Raw genomic sequence first — 24,049 nt, 5'->3', positions numbered from 1 at the left:
ATATGAGTAGCTATTATATTGGGTTATCTACCACGGGGCATGACCCTGCGATAGCAATAGTGAACGACGCTGGAGAATGTATTTTTGCTGAGGCGACGGAGCGATATTTGCAGTCAAAGAGAGCAATTGGCTCTCCGGCTGATATCGAGCAGCACATTGCTCCCATATTGCATACGATATGTTTAAACGACCCGAATGCTCAGTTCTTTCTTGCTCAAACTTGGTTGAAGACCGAGGAGAGCAAACCTGCCAAAGAGTACAGAGAAGTATTGCTTAGCCAGCGTAGTGTAGACCGGATTTCTCATGTACATAAAGCAACGCAGATGTCGACAGGTGCGGCGCTGCGCTTTATTTTGGGTGACCGCTTGGCGTTAAATGAAATTCAAGGCTTCGATCATCATTTATGCCATGCTGTAAGTGCTTACTATTTTTCCCCGCATCCTGATGCTCTCTGTTTGGTCGTAGATGGAGAGGGTGAAATCGGTGCAATAAGTGTCTTTGAATGGCATGAAGGGCGTGTGGTTCGTAAATTAAGGAACTGGGGCCCCGCCAGCCTTGGTGCTTTTTATGCATGGATAACAGAACTTTGTGGGTTTTCGAGTATTGCCGGTGAAGAATGGAAAGTAATGGGTCTAGCAGCGTTCTCTGATCCAAACGAAGCCCTTGTAGCGAGGCTCCGTTCCTTATTTCGTGTTGAATCTGGGCGCCTGTATTTTGCAGATATCACAGGGCTTGATGAAATAAAGCAGGAGTTTCAGGTTTACGCTAGAGACCCGAGCATTGCTCCGGACTATATGAGCTCTGCTGAACTTGCATCGAGCGCACAATATGTGTTCACTGAAGTTCTGAATGAGTTGATCGACTCAAACTTAGAACGATTTTCTCCAGCCACAAACAATATAATTTTGACAGGTGGGTGTGCGCTTAATTCTGCCTTTAATGGTGAGCTGATAACGCGGCGCTCGACCTTGAATGTGCATGTTCCGCCTGCTCCAGGAGACGATGGAAATGCAATTGGTGCAGCTTTGCTACTTCGGGCAAAGATAACTCAACACGATGTTTTTCCACATAATAATTATCTGCCGTATTTGGGTAGTCAACTGAATAAAAAAACGTTAGTTAAGCTTCCTGAAACCTTAGGCTTAGTTAATGTGAACATTATTGATGACGACTCTGAGCTTATTAATGAACTTGTAGCTTTATTATTGAAGAACTCAATTATAGGAATTGCGAGAGGTCGTGCTGAGTTCGGTCCTCGTGCGTTGGGGAATCGGTCAATTATAGCATCACCGATTTCTAGCGAAATGAAGGATGCAATTAATCGTAAGGTGAAGGGGCGTGAGGCATATCGCCCTTTTGCTCCCATGATTCCCGAGGAGAAGGTCGCCGATTGGTTCATAGCCGATGCTCTAAGTCCTTATATGAGCGCTGCAATTTCAATACATGAAGAAAAGCGAGATCGAATTCCTGCAGTAACTCATGCTAATGGTACAGGAAGAGTTCAAACTATAAATAAGCTATATCAGCCTTGGTTACATAAATTATTAAATGAGTTTGAGCTAGCCTCTGGCGTTCCTATTTTATTAAATACAAGCTTTAATATTATGGGCAAGCCTATTATACACTCAATTGAAGATGCAGTTGCGACCTTAATGACAACGGAGCTTGATGCTGTTGTTTTAGAGAATCTCATTTTGACAAAAAAATGTTAGCCTACCCCTTCCTCATTATATTCGTACTCCCATTTTTGGCGGCGCTGTATGCATTTATCCAGCGCCGGTCAGAGAATGTTGCTGTCGTTTTCTTATTAGTATTTAGCCTAGTATTTATTGGGTACGTCAGCTTACAGGCGTTAGTACTTGTTATATCTATTTCGACAGTCTCCTGGGGCATGATGTATGGATTGAGTACAGGACGCTGTGATAAGTTTTTTTTGTTCTTTTTAGCTATAACACTTAGCCCCCTAATTATTTATAAATACTTACTCGTAAGTGACAGCGAGCAGGGGTTTTTGCTTACTATTGGTATTCCTACGGGCTTAGCATTTTATAGTATTCATCTCGCTACAGGCTTATTTGAATCGTACAAAAATCGGTCGAGGCCTTTGTCTTTGCTTCGTCATTTACTTGCGACTACTTTCTTCCCGAATTTTATCGCGGGGCCGATCTTAAGTTATAAAGGTGCTGTGCTTAAATTTAAAAGCTTACCCAATCAAAGTTGGTATTATATTGCGCAAGGTCTAACACTTTTAGCCTTGGGTTTGTTAAAAGTTCTCGCGATAGCAGCACCTTTGGGAGCAATCAATGACACACTGTATGCAGCTGTAGCTGCAGGGTTAGATCAAGCGAGCTTTTCGGAGTCGATATTTCTAAGTTGGGGTGTTTTAGTACAATTGTACTTTGATTTTTCAGGCTACTCCGATATTGCCATAGGCATAGCGTTGTGCTTTGGCATAACGTTACCTATGAACTTTAACTCTCCATTTAAAGCAAAGAATGTTTCCGATTATATTAATAGATGGCACATTAGTTTGCTTAATATTTTAAAAGTTTATGTGTTCTCAACTACAGCTAAATGGCTTAGCCAAAGGCTTCCTCGTCGTATAGAAGGTAGGCAACGAGCAAGTTTAATCTATGCAATTTCTGTCTTTGCGGTCTTCTTGTTAGCAGGATTGTGGCACGCTCCTAATATAACTTTTATTTATTCCGCGATTGCCGTGGCATTATTTATTATGGGAATGCAATTTGTATCAGGTAAAAAGCCTGGCCAAGCACTAGGAATGCGGAGAGGAGCTATTGGGCAAATAACTCTATTAGCTACTGCTTCTCTAATTGCTGCTTACTTTAAAGCGGGTAGTATAGGAATCGGGACCCATTTTTTAACTGGGCTTGTTAATTTTCAGAGCTTTTTTGATTTGTTTGCATTGTCTCAGCCGCTGATTTTTTCAAGTATATCGCTGCGAACATTTATGATAGATACCGGCATGACGCCTTTCGCTGCTATGTTGTTGCTTGGGGTTGCGTCTTTAATCTCCCTGTTTATGCCGAACTCAATGGAGATTACTGGGTATAGTGAGCTAGAACCTCGGAAATTAAAGATAATGAAAATGAACCGGCAGCGCGCTGCCGCAGTTGCGTTTGTTTTTTTGTGGGTGATTTTCTATTCACAGCATTACGGTAAGTTTTTTTATGAGCAGTTCTAACCAACTAAAGGAACACAAGTTCGTACTTACACTAGCTGCAGTTTTTGTAATAAGCTTAACGGCGTATGTAGTCGCCTATTCTTTCATTAATCCATTTGGGCTTTTCACTAAAAACAGCCCATTGCCGGATAGCAATAATTTAGAAGTTTTGAAAGGGCGGCACAGTAACCGTATTGTTGAACTTCTTATGCTTAGAAGGTTTGCAGGTGACCAAACGAAACGTTCTTATTTGGTCGGCTCATCCATAGTAAGAGATGGTTTTGTTGATACTCCTTCGTTAGCCGTGCTTGGGTTAGCTGGCATGAATTTTTTTGAAACGTCAGTGATTGTAGATGGTTTGTCTGAAACTACATTAAGCTCTGAAAATACGATTTTGAATGTAGAAGTATTTGCGCCGATGACTAATGATAGAACCAATCGACAGACAACGTTAGATGTATGGAAGACAGTACTGCTAAGTTTTAATAGTTTAAAGGCGCTCTTTTTACCGGCAGAGTCCTATCGTGTAACCTTTGATGACTTTGAATCTCCGGCACCTACTTCCGAAAACCTATATGCGAAAGCGATCCGGTTGCGTGAGGTTTATGCAAGCCAAATCGAGAACAAATTTCCCGCAAGTTTTTCTGATGCACTAGGTTTCTACCAGAGGTTATGCGTTCGATATCCTCAACTAACGGTAAACTTCCTCGTATTTGATATGAATGACTATTTGCTGCCTTCCCGTGCTGAACGTGCTCGTTGGAGTGGAAAGGTAAAGTCTATTTTTGACCATACAAATGATATTGCTGCATTGTGCCGCGGGCGGAATATATTTGTAAAGGTTCCAGCTGTACAAGACGAAATACAGTCTATTTGGCGGGATCCTATTCATTTTTCCGTCGACTATGGCAAGCAAATTATTGAAACATATCAATTAAACGAAAAGCCGACCAAGAGAGATAATGATGAACCACGCGGATAATTTGGCCTTCGCAATTTATAAGTCGCTGTCTGAGATTAAAGAGAAAACTCTCCTTCGTATTTTGCAGCGGGGTGGAGAAAAAGGTTCTGATGACATAACAGCTGGAGAGCTGAGTAGAGAAGCGCAACAACTAGCTGGCTTCTTAAAATTAAAATTTGGTGAGGCTAAAAACGTTATTGTTTATGTAAGTCACCATAGATCAATATATGTCGGTTTGTTAGCACTTATCTATGCCGGATATACAATTATTCCAATTCCGCAGCCAACTCGAGAAAAGGAAGAGGGGCGATCAGATTTTATTCGTTCATTGTTTGTTGATGCTTTATTAATGGACCATGTTCTACTTGGCCAGTATTTGTTAGATAGTAGCGAATACCGCTGTGAAAGTTTTGTTTGCTCTCAGGTTCCAAAGAATCGCATTGTTCAGTTTACATCAGGCTCTACTTCTAAGCCAAAAGGCGTCTGTTTAACAGATGCACAAATTTTAAGCAATACAAAGTATAACAATCAAGATTGGGAGTTTGATAAGGCAGATGTGATGGGGAGTTGGCTACCGCTACACCACGACATGGGATTATTTGGGATCTATGTTTTTAGTTTAGTTTGCGGAAGGCAAACTGTGCTTATGTCGCCGACTGACTTCTTAAAAAAGCCGATACGATGGCTTACTATGATGGAAAAATACTCAGTTACAGTAACAGGTGGGCCTCCTTTTGCCTTCGATTTGTTGTTGAAATCTACTTCGAGTGAACAACTCCGGCAGTTAAACTTGCAAAATTTGCGGCGGATATTTGTGGGAGCAGACATCGTACCAAGCGCTTTAACAGAAACTTTTAGGAAATTGAGTGAATATTGCTCCATACCCAGAGACGCTTTTTTTTCAACCTATGGATTAGCCGAAGCGGTATTGTATGTTTGCGGTCGCCCAGCGATGAGCTGTTATGAATTCGATAAAGCACAACATCTGGACACTCGTATTTTACCTTGTATATTGTCTGCGGAGTCCGCGAATTTTATTCGTATCAAGTCAGAGAATGATGTTTATTGTTCAAGTGAGTTTGGCGAGTCCTCAGAATTAAATGTTGGCGAGATAGAGGTTCGTTTACCCAGTTTATTTTCGAACTATTTAAACGGGGAAGAAGTTGAAGGTTGGTTTAATACCGGGGATTTAGGTTATATAAAGGACGACTGTCTTGTGGTTCTGGGGCGCAATAATGATCGAGTCTCACTTGCCGGAAGAAATATCTATTTAGCCGATATACTTGCTCTTATTTCTGAACTAAACATTCCGGTGAATACAAATATAGGACTGCTTAGCAACAGTGTTGTGGGTCGGAGTCAAGAGCCAAAAGGTTTTGAGAATGCTGAGTTAGTTCTTGAACGAACTGATAAAACGTTAGATGCCAACCAGCTTCTAGTACAGAAGATAAATGAGTGCTTACTGAAGGAGCTTGGTGTGGGTAATTTGAAAGTTACCTTGCTTAAGCGTGGTAGTTTAGCTCGAACTACGAGTGGTAAAGTTACTCGTGGAAGTAAATAGCGAATGTTCAGGTAGTTACAGCGAGTTATTAGCTTTTCTATTAGACAGTTAGGATAAAAAATGGTAATTGATTTGGAAAGTAAAGTGCAACGTCATCCTGATTTAGTATTTGCCCTGATGGGCGAAGAAGTTGTAATGATGAGCGAGGACCAAGATAACTACCTTGGTTTAAATGGAGTGGCGAGCAAAATTTGGACAATGTTGGAAGAGCCTCATGTGGTGAATGTTCTGTGTACCAAATTACAGCAAGAGTTTGAGGTGAGCAAAGAGCAATGTGAGCAAGATTTATTATTTTTTTTGAATGACATGCAACAAAAGAAGTTGATTCAAATTCATCCCGACGAAGCTTAAGGATATTGGATGGCTCATAATTATGAGATTTATGGCGTAGTACTTGCCAGTGAGTTCGAATTAAAGGCGCCGTTAGTGACGGATAAGAGCCCTGATATTCATATCAAACTTGCTAATGTTGAGTCGGCGCCGCCGAGCCATTTGGAGTCTGTATCAGCTTTCGCAAGTATAAGTAATACCCAGTTTTGGCTTGATGTTCCAAATATTGCTCGTTTCTTTGTTGCTGATCTAGATACTATCAATGTGCAGCCTTACCCTATGGCGGATATGGACTCTGTAGAGTTGTACCTATTAGGGGCTGTTTTAGGCCCATTAATGAATATGCGTAAGTATCTAGTGATGCACGGTAATGTCGTTCACCTTGAAATACATGGTCAGATTCATCGGTTGCTATTATGTGGACACTCTGCGGTAGGGAAATCGTCTTTTTCAGCGTACCTCATTAACCAGTGTAATGCGCGTTTAGTCGCTGACGATTTGGCTGTTTTTAATAGTCAAGGGGTTGTTTGTAGTGGTTCTCCGCGGTTAAAAATTTGGCAAGATGTGTCGCAAGCTTTGCAACTAGATGAAGCCGAGTTAACGCCAGTACGCCCTAGTGTTAATAAGTTTGACTGGCATATTGGTGAGCGCTTTATCTCTGAACAAGCCTCTGTTGACCTTGTAGTGTTGCTTACTGGTGACAATGAAAACACTGTTGAGATTGAAGAAATTCAAGGAATAAAGAAGTTATCGCCGTTACAGAACCAGATATTTAGAAAGGAGTTTGCGAAGACTGCAGGGCTAGAAAAAATTCACTTTATTTTGATTGGAAAGAGCTTTGGGCATACACCGGTTATAAAACTAGGGCGTCCGCGCAGCTCTAAGATATTAGAAAATTTCGAGAAAATGGGCAAAGCATTATTTACTTATTTAACAAATGAACTTCTTGGAGCCACCCGTGATAAATCATGAAGCACGGTTATTTTGGCTAGCATCATACCCGAAGTCTGGTAACACCTGGACACGTAGCTTCATAGCAGCGTTGCGGAGTATGAACGAGGAATTTATTCATGAAAATACTTTCGAAGAAAGCTTTGATATTGATTTAAATGACTTAAGAACTGGCGTAATAGCGAGTGGGCGAGAGTGGATTCAAAATGCACTCGGATTTTCACTAGACAGTTTAACACCGAATGAAATAGATACCCTACGCCCTTCTGCATATCGGTACATAAATAGTGTGACAAAAAATTGGGGATATCATAAAGCACATGATGCCTATAGTTTTGTGGGGGAAGGTGCGGCTCGGCAGCCAATGTTTCCAAGAGATGTCACACGAGGTGCGTTATATATAGTTCGTAACCCTCTTGACGTATGTATTTCATTTGCGAATCACTCAAAGTGTTCCATTGACGAGTCAATAGCGAAAATGAACAATTCGAATTGTGCACTTTGTAAAACCGAGATAGGTCAAGCAAATCAGGTTCGGCAACGGTTGCGGTCGTGGAGTGGGCATGTGCGTTCATGGCAAAATGCTGATTTACCCGTTAAGATCGTACGTTATGAAGATATGAAGTCTAAACCTTTTGAAACCTTTTTCGAAATAGCAACTTTCCTGGAATTACCCAATGATAAGGAGCTGATCGAGAAGTCGTTAGAGCTCACACGTTTTGAGCGACTGCAAAAGAAGGAAAGGGAGTTTGGCTTTCGTGAAAAGCCCGTAGGTGTTCAAAGTTTTTTTCGAAAAGGTATTGTTGGTGATTGGAAAAACACGCTAAGCACCCAGCAAGTCGATACCATTGTGAAAGACCATTCAGAAGTAATGTCTAATTTAGGTTACTTACCCTGAGTGCTATTTTGAGTCTTAGTTTTCCCAGTTAAATGACAGAGAGACTCCATGAGCTTTCATAACGTAGAATATTTTTTATTACTCATTTTTAGTGCTTCTATTTATTTTATAACGCCATTTCGTTTAAGGTGGCTTTTACTTCTTATTGTAAGCTACTTTTTTTATGGGTATTCTCAATTAGATTTTATCTGGCTATTACTTGTTTCAACTTTTATTGATTATAGCTGTGGATTGAGTATAAGCAAAACTAAAAATAAAAGACAACGCAGGTTGTTTTTGATAGTAAGTATAATAACAAATTTATCTATTTTAGCTTATTTTAAATATCGACTGCTAATCGATGAAACACTTGGCTATCTTCTCGAAACATCCTCTTTTCTATCAGGTCCAGCAGCAAATTTTATCCTGCCTATTGGTATTTCTTTTTTCACGTTGCAGTCTATGGGATATACCATTGACGTATATCGTGGAAAGAAGGCTGCGGAAAGGCATCTGGGCTACTTTGCTCTTTACGTAGCTTATTTCCCACAGCTAATAGCTGGTCCAATAGAACGTGCAAATAAGCTATTACCTCAGTTAAAACGGTATTATAACTTTGACTGGGAGCGTATTCGTTCTGGGCTTATATTAATACTGGTTGGACTTTTTAAAAAGCTCGTTATTGTAGGTAATTTGTCGCCTTTGATGGATACTGTCTATGGTAACGGTGATCAATACACATGGCTTGAAGCTACTGCAACTGCAGGACTATCTATGTTCTATGTCTATATGGATTTCTCGTCTTACACTGATATTGCGAGAGGGTCGGCGCGGATATATGGTGTAAATCTCACTGAAAACTTTAATAGACCCTTCAGTGCTCTAAGTGTCCGAGATTTTTGGCAGCGCTGGCATATTAGTTTAACAAGATGGATTTTCGATTATCTTCATCAACCTTTAGCATCCCTATCTGAAAATAGTTACTGGCGTTTTTATCTAACTATCATTACATTCACGATTGTAGGTTTGTGGCATGGAGCTGCTTTCAACTTCATTTTGTGGGGCTTTGTTAATGGGGTTTTTATTGTAGTAGAAAAATTATTTTATAAACAGAATTTAATTTTGCCGAAGAATAGGTTGTGGGATAACCTTCGGAAATTAAGGACTTTTTGTTTAGTAAATTTGGGAGCAGTTATTTTTCTATCACCTAGTGTTGAGCATGCTGGTACAGTATTCTTAAAGATTGTTTCTTTTCAAATGGATATATCTATCAGTAATTACGCTATGGTTTTTCCTTTATTAATTGCGGGTATAGCATCAGCTAGTTGGTTTTTTAGTCGAAAGCTTGTCGATTTTCAGAAAGAAAAAGAGAATTGGCCTTTTCGTAATCCTATTTTCAGATGGGCTTGCTATTTAATAATAATTATCTTTATAGCTAACTTTTCAGCTCCGGATCAAAATGCGTTTATTTATTTCCAATTTTAAAGATAGTAACAAGTTTTCTGCAGCAAGAGCGTTTTGTTTTTGTGCTTTGCTCTTTGTTTCGTTATGGTTGATTAGTCATATTTGGGTAAATCAAATATTTATAATCTCTGAGCGAATCAGTGATATCAGAGATGGCGGATTACACAAAGCGGATGCGATATCTATTGGTAATTCACATTCTGTGGCCATTGACTTTGACGAACTCGGCTTAGAGCATGTTCCACTATGGATTCCCGGTGGAGATCTTTTCGAAACAAGGGTCATTTTAGAGGCTGTTTATGAAAGCGGCGCAAAGCCCAAGTGGATTTTTTTAACACTGAACCCTTTTATTTTACTTCAAGATAACGGGCATTCGATAAATTTTTCAAATAGTCAATTACTTGCCAATAGAGGTCGTGAAAATGCGTATCTTATTTTGAGAGAAATTTCCGCATTGACAATTATAAGAAGTGATTTTATTGGTTTTCTTCGCTCCAATCTCATACCGCTTCGAGTAGAAGGTCGGCAAGGGTATTCCATGCTTGCTTATTTAAAGTGCGCTGTAAAGCCAACCGACAGATGTACCGATCCTAAGTTTACATTTATACAAGAAGCGGAACCTATTAATACAGAGTTTCATCCCTATTACCGCTTTCCGATATTATTATCCTCAGTTACCCCTGCGTTGAAAAGTAATAGTACTATTATTGAAGAGTCATTGAATGAACTTCGGATAATTCAGCAATTGGCTTCACAACATGGTTCTCACTTTGTCCTGCTAGAATCACCTTTGTCGCAATGGTACGTTACTGGAATGCTAGAAGGTCTCATGACGGCTGAGGCTCACTCATCGCAAAGAGCGATAATGCGAAATAGAAGGGCAATAATCGAGGAACCACCTATTTTAATTAGGTATTACGACAGATTTATTAACTGGATTACTTCGAAAGATAATACAAAAAAAGAAATACCAAACCCATTTCATTTACAAGAAAATGTAATGCGTGAGTTAGCTAAAACAAATCACTGCATTATCCTCCCGGGCGAGCTATGGCAGCATAACACCGATGGCATGCAAGAAGACTGGTTTGCCGATTTACTTCATCTCAATGACGATGGCGCTGGCGTTTTTACAAATCGGCTAAAAAGCTATCTAGATAATACAGGCTGCAAATTAGATGAATAGCTCTGCGGTTACGTTGCTACAGAGATAGCGTTAAACTTGAAGCAACTCTTTGATTTTGCAAGCATAGTTGTTAAAAGATGAAAAGTGTGTGATGTCTGGTAGGTGTATTTCGCGTAACTGAGTCGTTTGACTAAGTAGAGAAGCCTGTTCAAAAAAGAGTTTGTTTAAACCCAGAAATGGAAGGAGCCTCGGCCGATATACGAAGCGTCGTAACAGGTTGATTGTTTGAAAAGAGCTCATTGGAGAGCTTACTGAGCCAGCTTCTTGATGACGGACTTTACGTAGTAAATACAGGCGTGATACGCGTGCCGGTTCATGCGCAAAGCTCTGTTGTGGTGCCACCCAGCCAATTTTATCGGTGCCTGGATAAGCGGACTCCGCCGTATGATCGGGTGATTGAATGTTTGAATTTGATACCATCAGCTCAGAGACTAATTGTTGTGAAAGCTTTAATCGACGATGCGCCGGATGAATAAATAACTCATGGTCTCTTCGCTCGATAGGTAAAATATCATCACTAAAAACAGGAATCCCTGCGCTTATGCAGGCCGCCGTTAAGGTACTCTTTCCTGCGCCACTCATACCAAAAACTAAACTTGCGGTGTTATCAGAATTTAAAAATGCCATACCGTGCATTGGAATAATTTGCCGTAAGTAAAGCTGCACCCCTAGCCCACTACCCAGTGCGAACGATATAAGATGTTGGTGCGGAAGGCTATCGATAGGCGCAAGTGTTACGCTGGACGGCGTGAGTCTAAAGCTACCTAGTTGGTCTACTGTACCGAATAAGTGATTTGGATACTCAGGTGAACGATAAATACCATGATTAAGCCTGACGTAAATTCGTTTATTCTGCGCCGGCTGTTGAAAAGTGGTGTGGGCTAACCTTATTACTTGCCGTTTTAACGTCGTGTTGTTCTGACTATATGCAGGAGCCAGCCCAGGTAGTATGAAATCGCTTTCAATATATTGTCCGTATACCTGTGAAGAAAACACGTCGTTCCTTTCTTGAGTCATAACTTGTGTACCTAATTATACATAAGTGCCTTGTGGTGGTACATAAAAGACATGATTGTAGATGGAGTGTAAACCTAAGGTGTCGTATAGTGGAATCTATGTTTATTAAAAAAAATAAAGACAAGGCATGTCAGGATATCATCAAGTACCAGTACTATCGGCACGACAAACGGTTACCGAAGCGAAAAACTATTTTCTAGACTTCTTTCGTGCATTTCCAAAGCGTATTTCGTTAATTGTCCTACTCATGGTGGCACAAACGCTTTCTGCTGGCGTAGGCGTTCTGTCAATGGCCATTAAAATTGATCCACTTTTGGCCAATAAAATTGACCCACCTGCGATCAGGTTTTGCTAACTTTCTCCTTCAGTCGATAGCTTTCTCCTCCGAGCATAAATATGTGTGAGTGATGGATGATGCGGTCGATGATCGGTACCGCAACATTGTCATCATGGAAGAACTCACCCCAACTGGTAAAATCTTTGTTCGTTGTTAAGATGATAGACCGATATTCGTACAAGCTATTGATTAGCTGGAATAAGTTGTAACGCGACTGACGCGACATGGGTAAGTAACCCAACTCATCAATGATGATGAGATCGTATTTACTTAGCTGTGTGAGCCGCTTTTTGAGCTCTCCCTTCATTTCGGCAAGCTCAAGTTCCTCTACCAGCGTCAATGCGTTTCTGAACAAAACTTTATATCCAGCTTGGATTGCTTCATGACCGATCCCAATGGCCAAGTGGGTCTTGCCCACGCCCGGCGGGCCAATAAAGATCACATTTTGGCGCTCATCAATAAAGCTAAAGTCGAGTAACCCATTGATTTGGCGCTTGGTTACCGTGGTTTGGTGACGGTAGTCGAACAAGTCGAGACGTTTTTCATTTGGGAACTGTGCCTGTTTGTAGTGGCGTTTTATTCGGTTCACGTTGCGTTGGGTGATTTCATGTGACACTAACGATTCAGCGAAGCTTAAGTAGGATTCTTCATTGGCTTCAGCCGTGGCCACCAGAGTGGCCAACTGGCTCGCTGCTGCACCTAACCGTAAGCTACGAAGCTGCTTAGCGATGTTGTCTAACTGGTTCATGATAGGCTCCGTTGCGCGTTAACGTGGCTAATACGGCGGTACATGCTTAAATCGATAGTCACGGGGCTATCCTCCTCGTCATCGGCCATGCGTCCGCGCTGCTCGGCACTGAACCATGCATCGATATATTCACGCATCTTGCTCGCCGTTAACTCTTCTCGCTCAAGCAAGTGGGCTGTAAGTGCCGTGGGTAACTCACCGTAGTGCTTTAATACATCCAGAGCACCGCGCAGTTGGTCTTTATAGAACCGAGGCATGGTTGCTTTGAGCTGTGCCGCAATAGCGCGACCAACATCGATACCTAGACGCTCGTTGAGGTACGCTTCAAGCGCTTCTACCGCCTGCGTTTTGTCGCGGTAATGGTCGCGGTTTTTGATAATAAGGCCTTTATCAAGACTGACCGTATGTTGGCCAATAAGCTCACCGGTGGCAGGGTCGAGTAAGAGTAATTGACCATTGGCTTCACTGACACCAACTCGGCTTTGTTGCCATTCCATAGGCACCGAGTAACTTGTTCTGAGGCCCAAGAGATCAGCCCCGTTTTATCAACCTTGCGCGTTTGCATGGGCGTGTTGTCTAAGCTGGCCATAGCTACATGATAGTGGTTCATGTGTGACCGCTCTGAGCGGTCATAATGGCGCTGCGGCTGCTCTTTGGTGGTGCCGTGTACTCGAATGTTGGCTACTTCATTTAGCCAATCAAGCGTGTAAGCGCGAAGCTCTGTTTCACTGCGAAACGACTCACCATACAGACAGTCTTGTTTGACGTACTTAACTGCTGCTTCAACCTTGCCTTTGCTCTCCGGATCAAAACCCTCGCAAGCATGAATATGGAATGATGCCGCCGTGGCGTACTGCGCAAAGCGTTGATTGAGTTTGAGCTCGCGATATTCTTCGCTTAGTACGACCAACTTGGTTTGGTCATAAACACATTCTTCGGTCACGCCTCCGAAGTAGCGAAACGCTTCGTCGTGCATCTCAATAAAGCGCTGCGTATTCAACGGTTGCAGCGAAAGGCCTACGTACATGAGGCGGCTATATGAGAGCACAAACGCAACAAAGTAAACGGTGTGTGGCTTACCATTGATGAGCACACCACGAAGCTCACCAGGGTCAACTTGACACTGCACACCGGGAACAGTTTCGATGATAGGTTCATAATAACGATACTGGCCGACAGCGACCTCGGCTTTTAAGTTTTGCACGTAACGGCGCATGCTGCGTTCGGATATGGGCAGCTTGCCCACCTTGCGACATAATCGGCGCATGAGCTTCACTGCGGACAACTTGGGGTAGTCTTTAAGCTGGTTGATCAGATAATCGCGATAGCCATCAAGCCACTTTTCACGCGAGGTATCTTCCATCATCACGCAGATACCTTGCGCGTCCATTGCTAAGTATTTTTTCACTGTGTTGCGCGAGATGTTCAACTCTCGGCTAATGGCACGGATCGAGAGTCCTTGTCCGTTGTCGTACATCGATTTTATTTTGTGTATCACTGTCCACTCCTTCAATGTGCCGCCCCCGCTTTATTAGTTGAACGGGAAACGGTACAGAAAAATGTGGCCGAAGCCACGAAAAGTGGATCAAAATTAATGGCCGAAAGTGGGTCAGTTTAGTTGGCCATTAACACGTTCTTTTTATTTTGCCGTTATTAAGCGTGCTCGGTTTTGCTGGTGAGACCGCTTCAAATCATGAAATCACCCAAGTTGTTGCAGCGATTTTTGAGACGTTACATATCCCTTTAAATTTAGTGTCGATGCTCGCGGTTTATGTCGCTCTGATTACCTTAGTGGCAACGCTTCGTGCGTATAATATGACGTTAAGTGCATCAGTACAGCAACGCTACACGCATGTGTTACGACAAACGATGTATCGTTTGGTTATGCGTACTCAATGGAGCGTTTTGAACCGTTATTCTCTGGCTGACTTGGGTTACCTTTTAAATGGACAAGTGAGCCAAATAGGGCGTTTAAGCCAACTTACTTTTCAGTTTTTGTCTCAGTTTTTGCTTACGATTGGCTTTTTTGTAGTGGCGCTAGTGGTGTCGTGGCAAATGAGCTTCATGGCGCTGTTGTTTGCGGTGTTGTCATCGGTATTGTTGTTACCCTTATACAAACGAACACTGGGAAGCGGTCGTACGCAGTTGCGCGAGAATCAACGCTTATTTAAGGCGGTAAGTGAGCACTTACATAGTTTACGAATGATTAAGCTATTTGGCGCTGAAGATCGCTTTGCGCAGGCCCTGTCTCATACCAGTGAACGTCTGGAACAGCAGCAGATTCGATTGACCCTTATTAATGCCGTGACCACGTGGCTGTTAACGATTATCGCAGCGCTATTAGTGGCCGCGTTTTTCTATATTTCATTAACGGTTGTCGGTAGTGAAATCGCTGAGTTAATCGTGTTGGTGGTTATTCTTGCGCGTATGCTACCGCTGTTATCGAGTGTGCAAAAAACGGTGCAGCAAGCGTTGCATGCTATTCCGGCAAGTGCTAATGGCCGCGCTGTAGTAAAACAATTGCAGCAAGCGCAGGAGCCGGAACTAGCAGCGGTTGATGCCACTAAATATGTTGTGCAAATCACTCAGCAATGTGAGTTACGTCATGTCACGTTCCAGTACAATGGTGCTAATGAACCGGTTTTACAACAGTTTTCGTGTGTCATTCCAGCTAATAAAATAACGGCATTAACAGGACCATCGGGTTCAGGCAAGAGCACGGTTGCTGATCTAATTGCGGGTCTGCAGCAAGCTACCGCCGGTGAACTCGTGGTGGACAATATTGTATTAAATGCGATGCAAACGTTAGCTTGGCGTCATTCCGTCGCCTATGTGGTGCAAGAGCCATTACTATTTGACGACACAATTTACAACAATTTAATTTGGGTTCGCGATGATATCTCGGACATTGACATAGAGCGAGCGTTGCGGGATGCGGCGGCTTGGGATTTTGTACAAAGTCTACCTAAAGGCTTGCATACTCGGGTGGGCGATCATGGGCGGCAGTTAAGTGGTGGTCAACGCCAGCGATTAGCCATAGCAAGAGCACTTTTGCGTAACCCCCAATTGCTTATTTTGGACGAGGCGACGAATGCTTTAGATCAGGCTAATGAAGCTTTGGTAAAAGAGACGATTCAAAGTTTGCGTGGCAAATTAACGGTAATTGTTATATCACATCAAGCATCGATTAATGAGCTTGCCGATAACCAAATTCATTTAGGTTAAACAATGAAAAGAGATCATTCATGGCGGTGTTGAACAAGCTTCAAACTTTCTTCATTAAGATGTCGCTGCGCAAAAAGCTGTGGTTTATCTTGATGTGGCCAATGACTGGACTATTTCGGCTGGCGGTGGTGGTACTGCCGTTTCGTTGGTATCGTGGTGTGCTTGGGCAGCATTGGGGGAATACGGAGTTGTGTGTTTTGACTAGTGACCGGCAGTTGCAGCGTGCTTGGCAAATTGGCAGAGCGGTTGAACTTGCTGCTCGGTTTACGCCATGGGAATCCAAGTGTTTGGTGCAAGCTTTAGTTGGAGCTTGCTGGTGTCGATTATATGGTATTCCGTATGTGGTACATTTAGGTGTTCGAAAAGACGAGGCAGAGGGTATGAAAGCGCATGCGTGGCTTTGTACCGGAAAGTTAGTTTTTTCTGGCAGAGAAGGACACCGTTCTTTTACGATTGTTTCAACTTTCTTGCATTTATAGCTTAAGCCTATATAGGTCTCCGATTATTTGAATCGCTGCCATGCCAAAATAGTCAAATGACGGCCTATTTGGTAGCGATGTTTACGCGTCTTATGAGCGAAATACCAGAACAATCGGCGCTCGAGCCGATATGCAGTATGTGGATTTCGTCCGCGGCATTGATTCGCATGATTAATAATGCGTTTTGCAGCGAAGCGAATTAACGGCGATTGTTGAACTCTAATTTGGACAGTTTCAGGTAACGGGGTTTTAAATATTTGGTGGGCCAAATACCAACTAAGTAATAAGGGGCGCTCGCAGTCTAAGTTATGTGCTTTAGCTAACAGATCATTGATATCGATTTCGTTTGACCATGCAGTAATGTAAAGATGAATATCGTAGAGCCACTTTAACCGATGATACGCAGTTGCTGTACCGTGATAGCATAAATACAAGAATTCTTCGGCACTTAAGTTCTGATGATTATTTTGCCAGAGCCATGTTTCGTAGGCAGTTCCAAGCGGTGTAGGAACTGCTGTAACGCGATAGTGTAGCTCAAGTGTACCAAAGTCAGGGTGCGATAATGGAATGTCCTTGTGTAGTTTAAGATGTTGCTGAAGGTGGTTGGGAGTGTTTTTATTGGCGTTATTGGAATACGTCCAGCCCTCAGCAATAAGTTTTACGGCACAGGTAAGAACCGCGTCTCTGCTTTGGATGAGCACATCTAAATCGCTTGCGTAGCGAGATGCCTGCGTTGGGTATAACTTCTGGGCTAAACCCTGGCCCTTTAACCATTTAAATTTAACGGCGTTTTGGTTAAAAAAATCACTCAGGTATTGCTTGGCTAATAGTTGTATTTTGGTGCGCTTAAGGTTGTGAAATTGCCATTCTTTGAGCTGTGGAAGCGGTAATACTTCTTGTACCGCCGACACTAGCTGGTGGTATTTTAACGCAGTAATAAAGTCAGGATCTATCGGATCGGCTGCTTCATGAGATCCTGAGTGTGTTAAGCGGTGAGATAGTTGTGATACAAAATTGACCAAGTTGGAGTGCCTTTAGCGATTTTTATTGTATTTAACCCATTTTAAGTGGATTGACTGCCTTGAGTAAATTTCTAAATTTCTTTTACCAACGAATTATAAAAAGAACAATACCGCATACATTAGTAAGCTGGCGCTTTTTCGTTCCAATGGGTTGGGCTGATTTAAACATGAGTGCTTATAAATTGCACAAAAAAGTTTTTCTTCAAGCGTGGCCGCAAATTCCCCGATCGTTATATGTATTTGGTGTTATTTATAGTTTGTTGGTTTGGTATTTCATTTGGGGGCCATGGTTTTACACTCGGCATTTGATTAAAAGGCGATGTTCAAAATCAGTCGACCAGCCTTCAACAGGCTTAACATTTCTTCATTATATGAAGCAATCATTCTTTGCCTATTTGCGCGGCTTGGCTCCGGTTTCGTTTTCTTCGTTAAATTTTGCAGAGCTAGCGCGTAATGATTGGTGGGCATATGTACCAAACCAAGTGCTACCGCATTGGCATATGGTATTGCAGGAGGGGTATAGCAAGCGTTCGTCGGCAATTATATCAAGTAAGCTGGAGTTTGCGCAGGCAATGGCGCAGGCCGGTCTTGCCGTGATACCGACTGAAAAAGTGACGTCTGATACTGTTGTGGAGTTGGCAGCGGGACCAGCGCTGTTCTTTAAGCCGGAAATATCATCACAAGCAAAAGGCTGTCTTATAATCGAGTGGACAGAATGTGGCGAAGCGCATTTGCGAAGTAAAGATGGTAAAACTCAACGCAAGGGCTTAACGGCAATACGGAGCTATTTGAATGAGGCTTTGTGTTCGACCTCTTATTTAAAGCAACCGAAACTCGTGAGTCACCCAGATTTAACGCCATTCTACGACAATCATGACTTAGTGGTGATTCGCATTGTTACGTTGCGAACCGCCAAAGGTTTTAGGGCGTGGCGAGCTAACCTTGAACTTCCGGTTCTGAATCAAGTATTTGTAAAGCCTTACGCAATTGACGTTACTGATGGTCGTGTTGGTGAGTTAGACAACTTTACGTTACCCTGTTGGGCTGATCTTGTTGTTTTAGCGATTCGGGCTCATGCTGAAGTTGCTGATTTAAAGTCAGTTGGTTGGGATGTTGCTTTGACTGATGAGGGCCCGATATTAATTGAGGGTAATTTAAATTGGGGGACGAGCGTTCTACAAACCCAAGGCCGCGGTGGTCTAGTTGACGGTGACTACTTGGATATGGTGAGTTGCGCGGGGCTACCCCAACATAGCCCAAGCGTTTAGCCCCGCCTTCATGTGTCATGTATCACCCGTTGTTCACAGGTTGCCACGTTGAGCAGTAATCGCTTGTGGGGTTAGCTAGGACCTTGCCATTCTGAGGCTTCGCCTCCCGCAGTCCAATTTTTACCTTCGGTGTTTCGAGCCGTGATTTGAGTTACTTTAGGGGCCTTGTTGATCAAATCCGTACCGAGGGTAAAATTGCCCCTTTCCCACCTAGGGTTAACGCACCATTTCGCTCACGGGCATGCCAAGGCGGGTTAATTTATTAAGTACGGCGACCCGTACATAACCCTCTCCGACCTGCGCGTTGTAACTATGGTAACGCAACCGCTCGCCGGTCAGGCTTTTGAACCGCCACATCGCGGTTTCCGCTAATGAACGCTGGTGGTAACCGGTATCATGCTTCCATTGCGCTAACTGGCCTTGCTTCAAGGCTTTAACTGCGTCGTTTCGCGGGTGGTCTCCACGCCAGTATCTAGCGTTGCTGCGCGGCGGTATACATGGTATTGCGTTTTTACGGGCTATTTCCCGGTAACATTCTTTGGTGTCGTAGGCTCCGTCGCCGGTTACCTTGCCTACTTTTCGACGACGCATTTTCTTTAGCATCTTCGGGAGAACTTCGTTGTCTCCGACATTAACCAGAGAGACTTCTTCACACACGACTTGTTGGCTTTCGACGTCTACGCCTAGGTGGAGTTTACGCCAAGTACGACGCTTTTCTTGGCCATGCTTGCGCACTTTCCATTCGCCTTCACCGAATACTTTTAGTCCGGTCGCATCAAACACCACGTGTGCTACAGGACCTGACGGGCGTGGTATTTTCACCTTCACCGTCCGAGCCCGCTTGCTGACACTGCTGTAATCAGGGCTTTTTAGCGGCACATTCATCAAATTAAACAAGGAGTTTAAGAAACCTTCGGTACTGCGCAAGCTGAGTTTATACACAGCCTGAAGCATCATGAACGTGACGATAGCTTGGTCGCTGTATGTCAGGTCTCTGCCACGTTTGCCGTTTGGTGTATCATGCCACCACTGAGCGATAGCTTTCTCGTCCAGCCAGAACGTCACTGAGCCTCGTTGTTTAAGGGCTTTGTTGTATTCAGACCAGTTTTTAACTCGGTATTTTGCTTTGCTCATTGCGGTGTCTAGTATCAGCGTGGTTTGGCGATCTGATCAACGCTAACTGAGAAAGTTCCGCTATTTGTTCAACAAGGCCTACTTTAGGTGCTTGCCAAGAAGCTTTGCTATCGTTATTAGCTATGTCGTTAAGCTTACCTTCACAGTCTAATTTATTGTTGTTTTGGTGCATGGGTTAACCTTGTCTTTTTTGCTCTTACATTATGCCCCTAGGGTAGGGGCGCCAATTGTCTACTCTTTGAACTATATTAGACTTCTCTTTTGAAATTGCTAGCGAATATATGAGAATAATTGAAATTTAAGGCAAAAAACGAGTCGTTAATGTTGTGACTATTTTAATCGCTTGGAATGGGATAGACGCCGTCATAATTGATGTAATACGCCATTTGCAAAAATGGTTGTCGGTTTTCGTGAGCCTCGTTTGCGCCAGTCACTCCCATAGATTGTGGACCAAACGTAGCTGTGGGTATGGTCGGCTGTGGAAATTCCTTGTATTCTACTAAACCAAGTATATTGCCGAGTACACCAGTGGTTGGGCTATTAGATTCGCCCGGGCGGCGCGCTCCAACCCAACGGTGAGAATGTGCTGGGATCTGTGCCTCAGTTAGGGTTACCTCATCTTGTCCGCCTGTTTGTCCAAACTGGTATAACGAGCCGGTCTCAGCCAAGCGTCCAGCGCCTATGACAATTTTTTCATTCAGGTTGGGTAAGTAGAACGACACGCTGCTACGGGGACCGAATTGATAGCTAACGATACTGAATAACGCCTGGTATTGCTGTATCGGAACCACTTGCCCATTGCACGCGAGCCAACCATCAGGAGCGAAGCCATAAGGAAAAGCTCGTATTTCACCTATAAATGCATCCATTATTTTCTGCTCCTATTCTGTTGGCATGGGGTATTCACCCTGAGTAGCAATCATGTAGTGAAGTGCCATATATGGCATTCTGTTTTCGTGAGGTTGTCCGCCGCCCACCGTGCTCACAGCATTTTGATTAAAGTTAATTAGGCGATTGGGGTCGGTGGTATTGCTGAACGCCTCAATATTTAGACTATTGATGTACATTCGATCTGGCGCGACCGTGGTTCCGTCAAATTGCGTGTTGGTATTAAGTGAGTGTGAATGTTCTGCCAATTGACTAGACGAAAGAGTTACTGTTTCGGTGCCTATGCGGGTACCGCAATGAATGTTATTGGAGCTACTCGGATCTTGTCCTTGCCCAATAGGAACACAACCGCGAAGGTCTGGTATCGCAAAGCGAGTGATCCCATCGCCGCCGTAGGTTGTGCCAAGTAAGCTGTAGAGCGATTCATTGCCAGCTATAGGTAATAATTGGCCTTCACAGAACAACCAATTTCTGGGAGGGCGCATACCCACAAAAATACGAACTTCTCCTATATAACAATCAGCCATAATAATTTTCCTTGTTTATCGACGGGGTGGCCACATGCCATCGGTTGAAATGCAGTACACCATGGCGAGTGAAGGTTGCATGTTGTTATGTGGTGCACTCGCACCGGCTGAGGTGAAATTTCGAGATGAGCCCGTCGTATTGGGCAGTTTGGTGCCATAAAAGGGTATAAATTCATCTATCGTGTTGGCAGGTAAAGACTGTTCTTGTGGTACAGGTGTATCTGCGATTTGGTGACTTGCGCCCAATTCATGAGTGTGGGAAGGTATTTGGTTAGAGGTGAGTGCAACCGCACTACTGCCACCTTGGTTACCTATCTGACTTGACGGATTTGTTGTACTTCGAATAGCACGATATTGCAGATTGGGAAGATTGAAATTATTCATATCCCCACCAAACTTTTTTCCAATGAGAGCATATAAAGCCTGATTTCTGGAGATTGGTAAAGCTTGTCCCTTACACTCTAACCATCCCCTCGGTATACGTTTGGAAGCGAACAGTCGTATTTCACCTAAAAAATAATCCATTGGTTTTTCGTCCTCATTTTTTGTTCATATTTAATGCACGTACATTTGTATAGAGCAAAAATGAGAAAACCGCAAAACACATAACGCGATTCGGTGTTGTTATCTAATGAGTAAAGGCTGTATCAAGCGTTCATAGGTTGCACTAGCGCCAATTTTACTGTCCCAATCCACAACATTTGCGGGTAATGTTTTGGCTTTATAGCGAAAAAGGGCTGGGTCAATATTCGCCCTCGCTGATGCTATTTGCTCATGACTTGGTGCTAGGCCAGCAAAATCAGCCAAGCGTTCAACATAAGCTGTCGGATTCTGAATCGCATCATGATAATTCTGGACTAGACAGTTGTTTGGATTCAGCCAGTGATTGTCGTGAAGAACCTTTAATATGGTCTCTATATTTTCTTTGTATTTCTTTAATTTTTGGGTAATACGAATAAATTGTTCTTTAGGACAAGTAGAATCGGACCATCGTTGAACTGACATGATTGATTCTAAGGGTTCTCGAACGGTTAAGATAAATCTCGGGCTGAGTTGCTTTAAAAATGCAACTTGTTGTTCAGGAGTCGTTCGTTTGTGGTTCGGGTGAAGGGGGGCGTATGATAATTTAAAAGCGATATTATGGGCTTTAATAGCTTGATATTCATTTATAATTTGGGCGTTCAAGCCTTTGCCAAGTACCCGCATATCTTCGTAGTAACCTTTGGGATTTCCGTCAATATCTAGGTCGGGTCGTTTTGCTTCACCAGCCACATGAGCACCTAACAGCTTCAATGTTTGCATACACAAAGACGACCCCGTTCGAGGGTACGCGAGAACAACAATAAATTGTGACAACGGACTACCTTTTGCATATTAAATGATTGTGGATAAATAGTGTTCTTTTTTTGTTGCCATTGCAACAGAAGGATGCTCTTATTAATTGGAACGCTGCCTTGGATAATCAACATGATCTGTTGCTGCTCCATAGATTTTTGGCGTTTTATTCTTGGCGCAGAAAAAACATCGCAAGCTACTAGAAAATGTCGAAATCTGCGCTATTATCAGATGAGGTCAGTTAAGGAGAACCTGAATATGTCATTATTAAATGTAAAAAAAGCTGTTGTTTTCGCAGTGGTTTCTCTGTTTGTCAGTGGATGTATGACAACAGGTCCGAACATTGGTAAAGCGCCGGGTGCTACACCGCCCCAGATTGTTGCTGATGCTGAAAATCCTAGCGCTCGAGTTTGGGATGATCTATCAGCCTTTGGGCCGGTTCCAGCGAATTTAGAAACTCAGGGTCAGGAAGTTTGCAGCACCTTAGGTGCAGGTTACTATGCAGCCGGCTATCACCCACGCGCAAAAGATTTCAACGGTACTACAATTGAAGGCGGCGGCTTTCTCTGCTTGAAAAAATAGGCTTTGGGGGCAGGCACTGAAGCTTAAGTGCTTCAGTGCCTGTTCTTTGATTCTTTTTCCGTTAGGTTGTAGTCAGAGTTGTTGCGAGCTGTAATGCTAATAAAGGACTTTTAAAAAGTGGAATTGTTGTTGTATGGGGTGAGTCAAAATATTTTACTATTATCGTTGATATTAGCCTTTTCCATCACCGTATCAGTTTGTTTTGTAATAACTCGTCGTAACCGTAAGTTACAAGATTCAACAGTGGCCATGTTTGACTACATGGTTCTTGGATTGGCATCGCTGAGTATAATATTAGTCGCAACTGAGGTTCGGCAATTTCGCTCTGAGCAAAACTTTAACAACCAAACATTAGAGATTTTATTTCAACGAGATAACGTCATGCGAAGCTTAAAGGGGATGGAAATAAAATCTTGTCGTAGCGCTGTAAAAAGTGACCTTGTCCCTCTCAATTTTGATGAAGTAGAACAACAGTATAAAGTCGCTTGTAGTTGGGTTAACGCAGCTAAGAAAATTATAATTGCGAGCTTTGTTAATAATCTCGGTTACATAAAACTAGATGGAATTGATATGGATAATCTATACCTACTTGAGTTACAAAGCCACCAAAACCGTGTTACTAACGATATAGCTCTCCACAATCGGCTCGTTTTCGTTGCCTTGAATTTAAAAGCAGACAAGAATCTCAAACCATATGAGGTCCTTTTATTGTCGATTATGCCGTTGTTAGTTGCGCTTACCATCGCATTACAATTTATTAATGTGTTTAATAGGAACTATAAGGGGGGACGGCATAATAGTAGCAACCATACATAGGCCTCTTCTTGCAGACATTCAAGTTTATCAATATGTTTTAGTCTTAACTAGCTAGGTGACTTATGGCTCGTAACCTGTGTATTTTTGCCGATAGGTTACAGTTGTTCATAGCGTTCAAACACAAACGAACATAGACAGCTCGATTTTTACGACGTCAGCA

The 24,049-nt window shown here is 42.8% G+C and carries 22 protein-coding genes and 1 pseudogene; 14 read left to right on the top strand and 9 right to left on the bottom strand.

Going from position 1 to position 24,049, the window contains the following annotated elements; translation table 11 throughout:
- The first annotated feature begins 2 nt into the window (after positions 1 to 2).
- The 9 genes from KGF88_RS08565 (at position 3) to KGF88_RS08525 (ending at position 10,511) form a co-directional block, all read left to right on the top strand.
- Positions 3 to 1,712, top strand: a complete 1,710-nt coding sequence (locus KGF88_RS08565) for a carbamoyltransferase family protein (protein WP_153827139.1) — start codon at positions 3 to 5, stop codon at positions 1,710 to 1,712.
- Positions 1,706 to 3,202, top strand: coding sequence for a hypothetical protein (locus KGF88_RS08560; RefSeq protein WP_153827138.1), 1,497 nt, complete (start codon positions 1,706 to 1,708; stop codon positions 3,200 to 3,202). Before KGF88_RS08565 ends, KGF88_RS08560 begins: the two co-directional genes overlap by 7 nt.
- The gene (locus tag KGF88_RS08555) at positions 3,189 to 4,163 is read left to right on the top strand and encodes a hypothetical protein (protein ID WP_153827137.1); all 975 of its coding nucleotides are present in this window, start codon (positions 3,189 to 3,191) and stop codon (positions 4,161 to 4,163) included. Before KGF88_RS08560 ends, KGF88_RS08555 begins: the two co-directional genes overlap by 14 nt.
- The gene (locus KGF88_RS08550; protein WP_153827136.1) at positions 4,144 to 5,703 is read left to right on the top strand and encodes an AMP-binding protein; all 1,560 of its coding nucleotides are present in this window, start codon (positions 4,144 to 4,146) and stop codon (positions 5,701 to 5,703) included. Before KGF88_RS08555 ends, KGF88_RS08550 begins: the two co-directional genes overlap by 20 nt.
- Positions 5,704 to 5,763: 60 nt before the next feature.
- On the top strand, positions 5,764 to 6,054 hold the full coding sequence (locus tag KGF88_RS08545) for a PqqD family protein (RefSeq protein ID WP_153827135.1): 291 nt from the start codon (positions 5,764 to 5,766) through the stop codon (positions 6,052 to 6,054).
- Between the two features lie 9 nt (positions 6,055 to 6,063).
- Positions 6,064 to 7,005, top strand: a complete 942-nt coding sequence (locus tag KGF88_RS08540) for a hypothetical protein (protein WP_153827134.1) — start codon at positions 6,064 to 6,066, stop codon at positions 7,003 to 7,005.
- A gap of 79 nt (positions 7,006 to 7,084) precedes the next feature.
- On the top strand, positions 7,085 to 7,882 hold the full coding sequence (locus KGF88_RS08535) for a sulfotransferase domain-containing protein (protein WP_162014615.1): 798 nt from the start codon (positions 7,085 to 7,087) through the stop codon (positions 7,880 to 7,882).
- Positions 7,883 to 7,930: 48 nt separating this feature from the next.
- Positions 7,931 to 9,346: an MBOAT family O-acyltransferase gene (locus tag KGF88_RS08530; RefSeq protein ID WP_153827132.1), complete on the top strand. Its 1,416-nt coding sequence runs from the start codon at positions 7,931 to 7,933 to the stop codon at positions 9,344 to 9,346.
- A complete protein-coding gene (locus tag KGF88_RS08525) occupies positions 9,321 to 10,511 on the top strand; it encodes a hypothetical protein (protein ID WP_153827131.1) in 1,191 nt (396 codons plus the stop codon). The genes KGF88_RS08530 and KGF88_RS08525 overlap by 26 nt, the downstream gene beginning before the upstream one ends.
- A 30-nt stretch (positions 10,512 to 10,541) precedes the next feature.
- Here the strand turns inward: KGF88_RS08525 and KGF88_RS08520 are convergent, their stop codons facing one another.
- From KGF88_RS08520 to istA, 3 genes and pseudogenes are all read right to left on the bottom strand, one after another.
- The gene (locus tag KGF88_RS08520) at positions 10,542 to 11,528 is read right to left on the bottom strand and encodes a hypothetical protein (protein ID WP_153827130.1); all 987 of its coding nucleotides are present in this window, start codon (positions 11,526 to 11,528) and stop codon (positions 10,542 to 10,544) included.
- A 341-nt stretch (positions 11,529 to 11,869) separates the two neighbouring features.
- Entirely contained in the window at positions 11,870 to 12,613 is a 744-nt protein-coding gene (gene istB, locus KGF88_RS08515) for an IS21-like element helper ATPase IstB (RefSeq protein ID WP_110077105.1), read from the bottom strand.
- Positions 12,610 to 14,111: pseudogene (istA, locus tag KGF88_RS08510) on the bottom strand (IS21 family transposase). The gene istB and the pseudogene istA overlap by 4 nt, the downstream one beginning before the upstream one ends.
- A gap of 146 nt (positions 14,112 to 14,257) precedes the next feature.
- Between istA and KGF88_RS08505 the strand changes: the two are divergent.
- Complete coding sequence (locus tag KGF88_RS08505; RefSeq protein ID WP_153827405.1) at positions 14,258 to 15,838, top strand: ABC transporter ATP-binding protein; 1,581 nt, start codon at positions 14,258 to 14,260, stop codon at positions 15,836 to 15,838.
- A 20-nt stretch (positions 15,839 to 15,858) separates the two neighbouring features.
- On the top strand, positions 15,859 to 16,317 hold the full coding sequence (locus KGF88_RS08500; protein ID WP_153827404.1) for a lasso peptide biosynthesis B2 protein: 459 nt from the start codon (positions 15,859 to 15,861) through the stop codon (positions 16,315 to 16,317).
- Between the two features lie 23 nt (positions 16,318 to 16,340).
- Here the strand turns inward: KGF88_RS08500 and KGF88_RS08495 are convergent, their stop codons facing one another.
- Positions 16,341 to 17,339 carry a nucleotidyltransferase family protein gene (locus tag KGF88_RS08495; protein WP_153827403.1) on the bottom strand — a complete coding sequence of 333 codons (999 nt, stop codon included), beginning with the start codon at positions 17,337 to 17,339 and terminating at the stop codon, positions 16,341 to 16,343.
- Positions 17,340 to 17,389: 50 nt separating this feature from the next.
- On the opposite strand from KGF88_RS08495, the gene KGF88_RS08490 reads away from it, so the two are divergent.
- Entirely contained in the window at positions 17,390 to 18,607 is a 1,218-nt protein-coding gene (locus KGF88_RS08490; protein ID WP_153827402.1) for a sugar-transfer associated ATP-grasp domain-containing protein, read from the top strand.
- Positions 18,608 to 18,823: 216 nt separating this feature from the next.
- On the opposite strand, the gene KGF88_RS08485 is transcribed toward KGF88_RS08490, so the two are convergent.
- From KGF88_RS08485 to KGF88_RS08465, 5 genes are all read right to left on the bottom strand, one after another.
- Complete coding sequence (locus KGF88_RS08485) at positions 18,824 to 19,741, bottom strand: IS5 family transposase (RefSeq protein WP_153827427.1); 918 nt, start codon at positions 19,739 to 19,741, stop codon at positions 18,824 to 18,826.
- Between the two features lie 335 nt (positions 19,742 to 20,076).
- A complete protein-coding gene (locus tag KGF88_RS08480; protein WP_153827343.1) occupies positions 20,077 to 20,610 on the bottom strand; it encodes a phage tail protein in 534 nt (177 codons plus the stop codon).
- 12 nt (positions 20,611 to 20,622) lie between these two features.
- Positions 20,623 to 21,156 (bottom strand): phage tail protein, encoded by a 534-nt coding sequence (locus tag KGF88_RS08475; protein WP_153827342.1) that lies wholly within the window; start codon positions 21,154 to 21,156, stop codon positions 20,623 to 20,625.
- Between the two features lie 15 nt (positions 21,157 to 21,171).
- Positions 21,172 to 21,681 (bottom strand): phage tail protein, encoded by a 510-nt coding sequence (locus KGF88_RS08470; RefSeq protein ID WP_153827341.1) that lies wholly within the window; start codon positions 21,679 to 21,681, stop codon positions 21,172 to 21,174.
- Between the two features lie 99 nt (positions 21,682 to 21,780).
- The gene (locus KGF88_RS08465) at positions 21,781 to 22,512 is read right to left on the bottom strand and encodes a sulfotransferase (RefSeq protein WP_228759589.1); all 732 of its coding nucleotides are present in this window, start codon (positions 22,510 to 22,512) and stop codon (positions 21,781 to 21,783) included.
- Positions 22,513 to 22,749: 237 nt separating this feature from the next.
- On the opposite strand from KGF88_RS08465, the gene KGF88_RS08460 reads away from it, so the two are divergent.
- Both KGF88_RS08460 and KGF88_RS08455 read left to right on the top strand, forming a co-directional pair.
- Positions 22,750 to 23,073, top strand: coding sequence for a hypothetical protein (locus KGF88_RS08460; protein WP_153827339.1), 324 nt, complete (start codon positions 22,750 to 22,752; stop codon positions 23,071 to 23,073).
- Between the two features lie 117 nt (positions 23,074 to 23,190).
- Entirely contained in the window at positions 23,191 to 23,889 is a 699-nt protein-coding gene (locus KGF88_RS08455; protein ID WP_153827338.1) for a hypothetical protein, read from the top strand.
- Positions 23,890 to 24,049: the final 160 nt, after the last annotated feature.

The organism is Idiomarina loihiensis, from assembly GCF_024584785.1.
Lineage (GTDB): Bacteria > Pseudomonadota > Gammaproteobacteria > Enterobacterales > Alteromonadaceae > Pseudidiomarina > Pseudidiomarina fusca.
The sequence above is the reverse complement of the archived record's forward strand: the minus strand, read 5'-3'. Positions and strand labels throughout refer to the sequence as shown.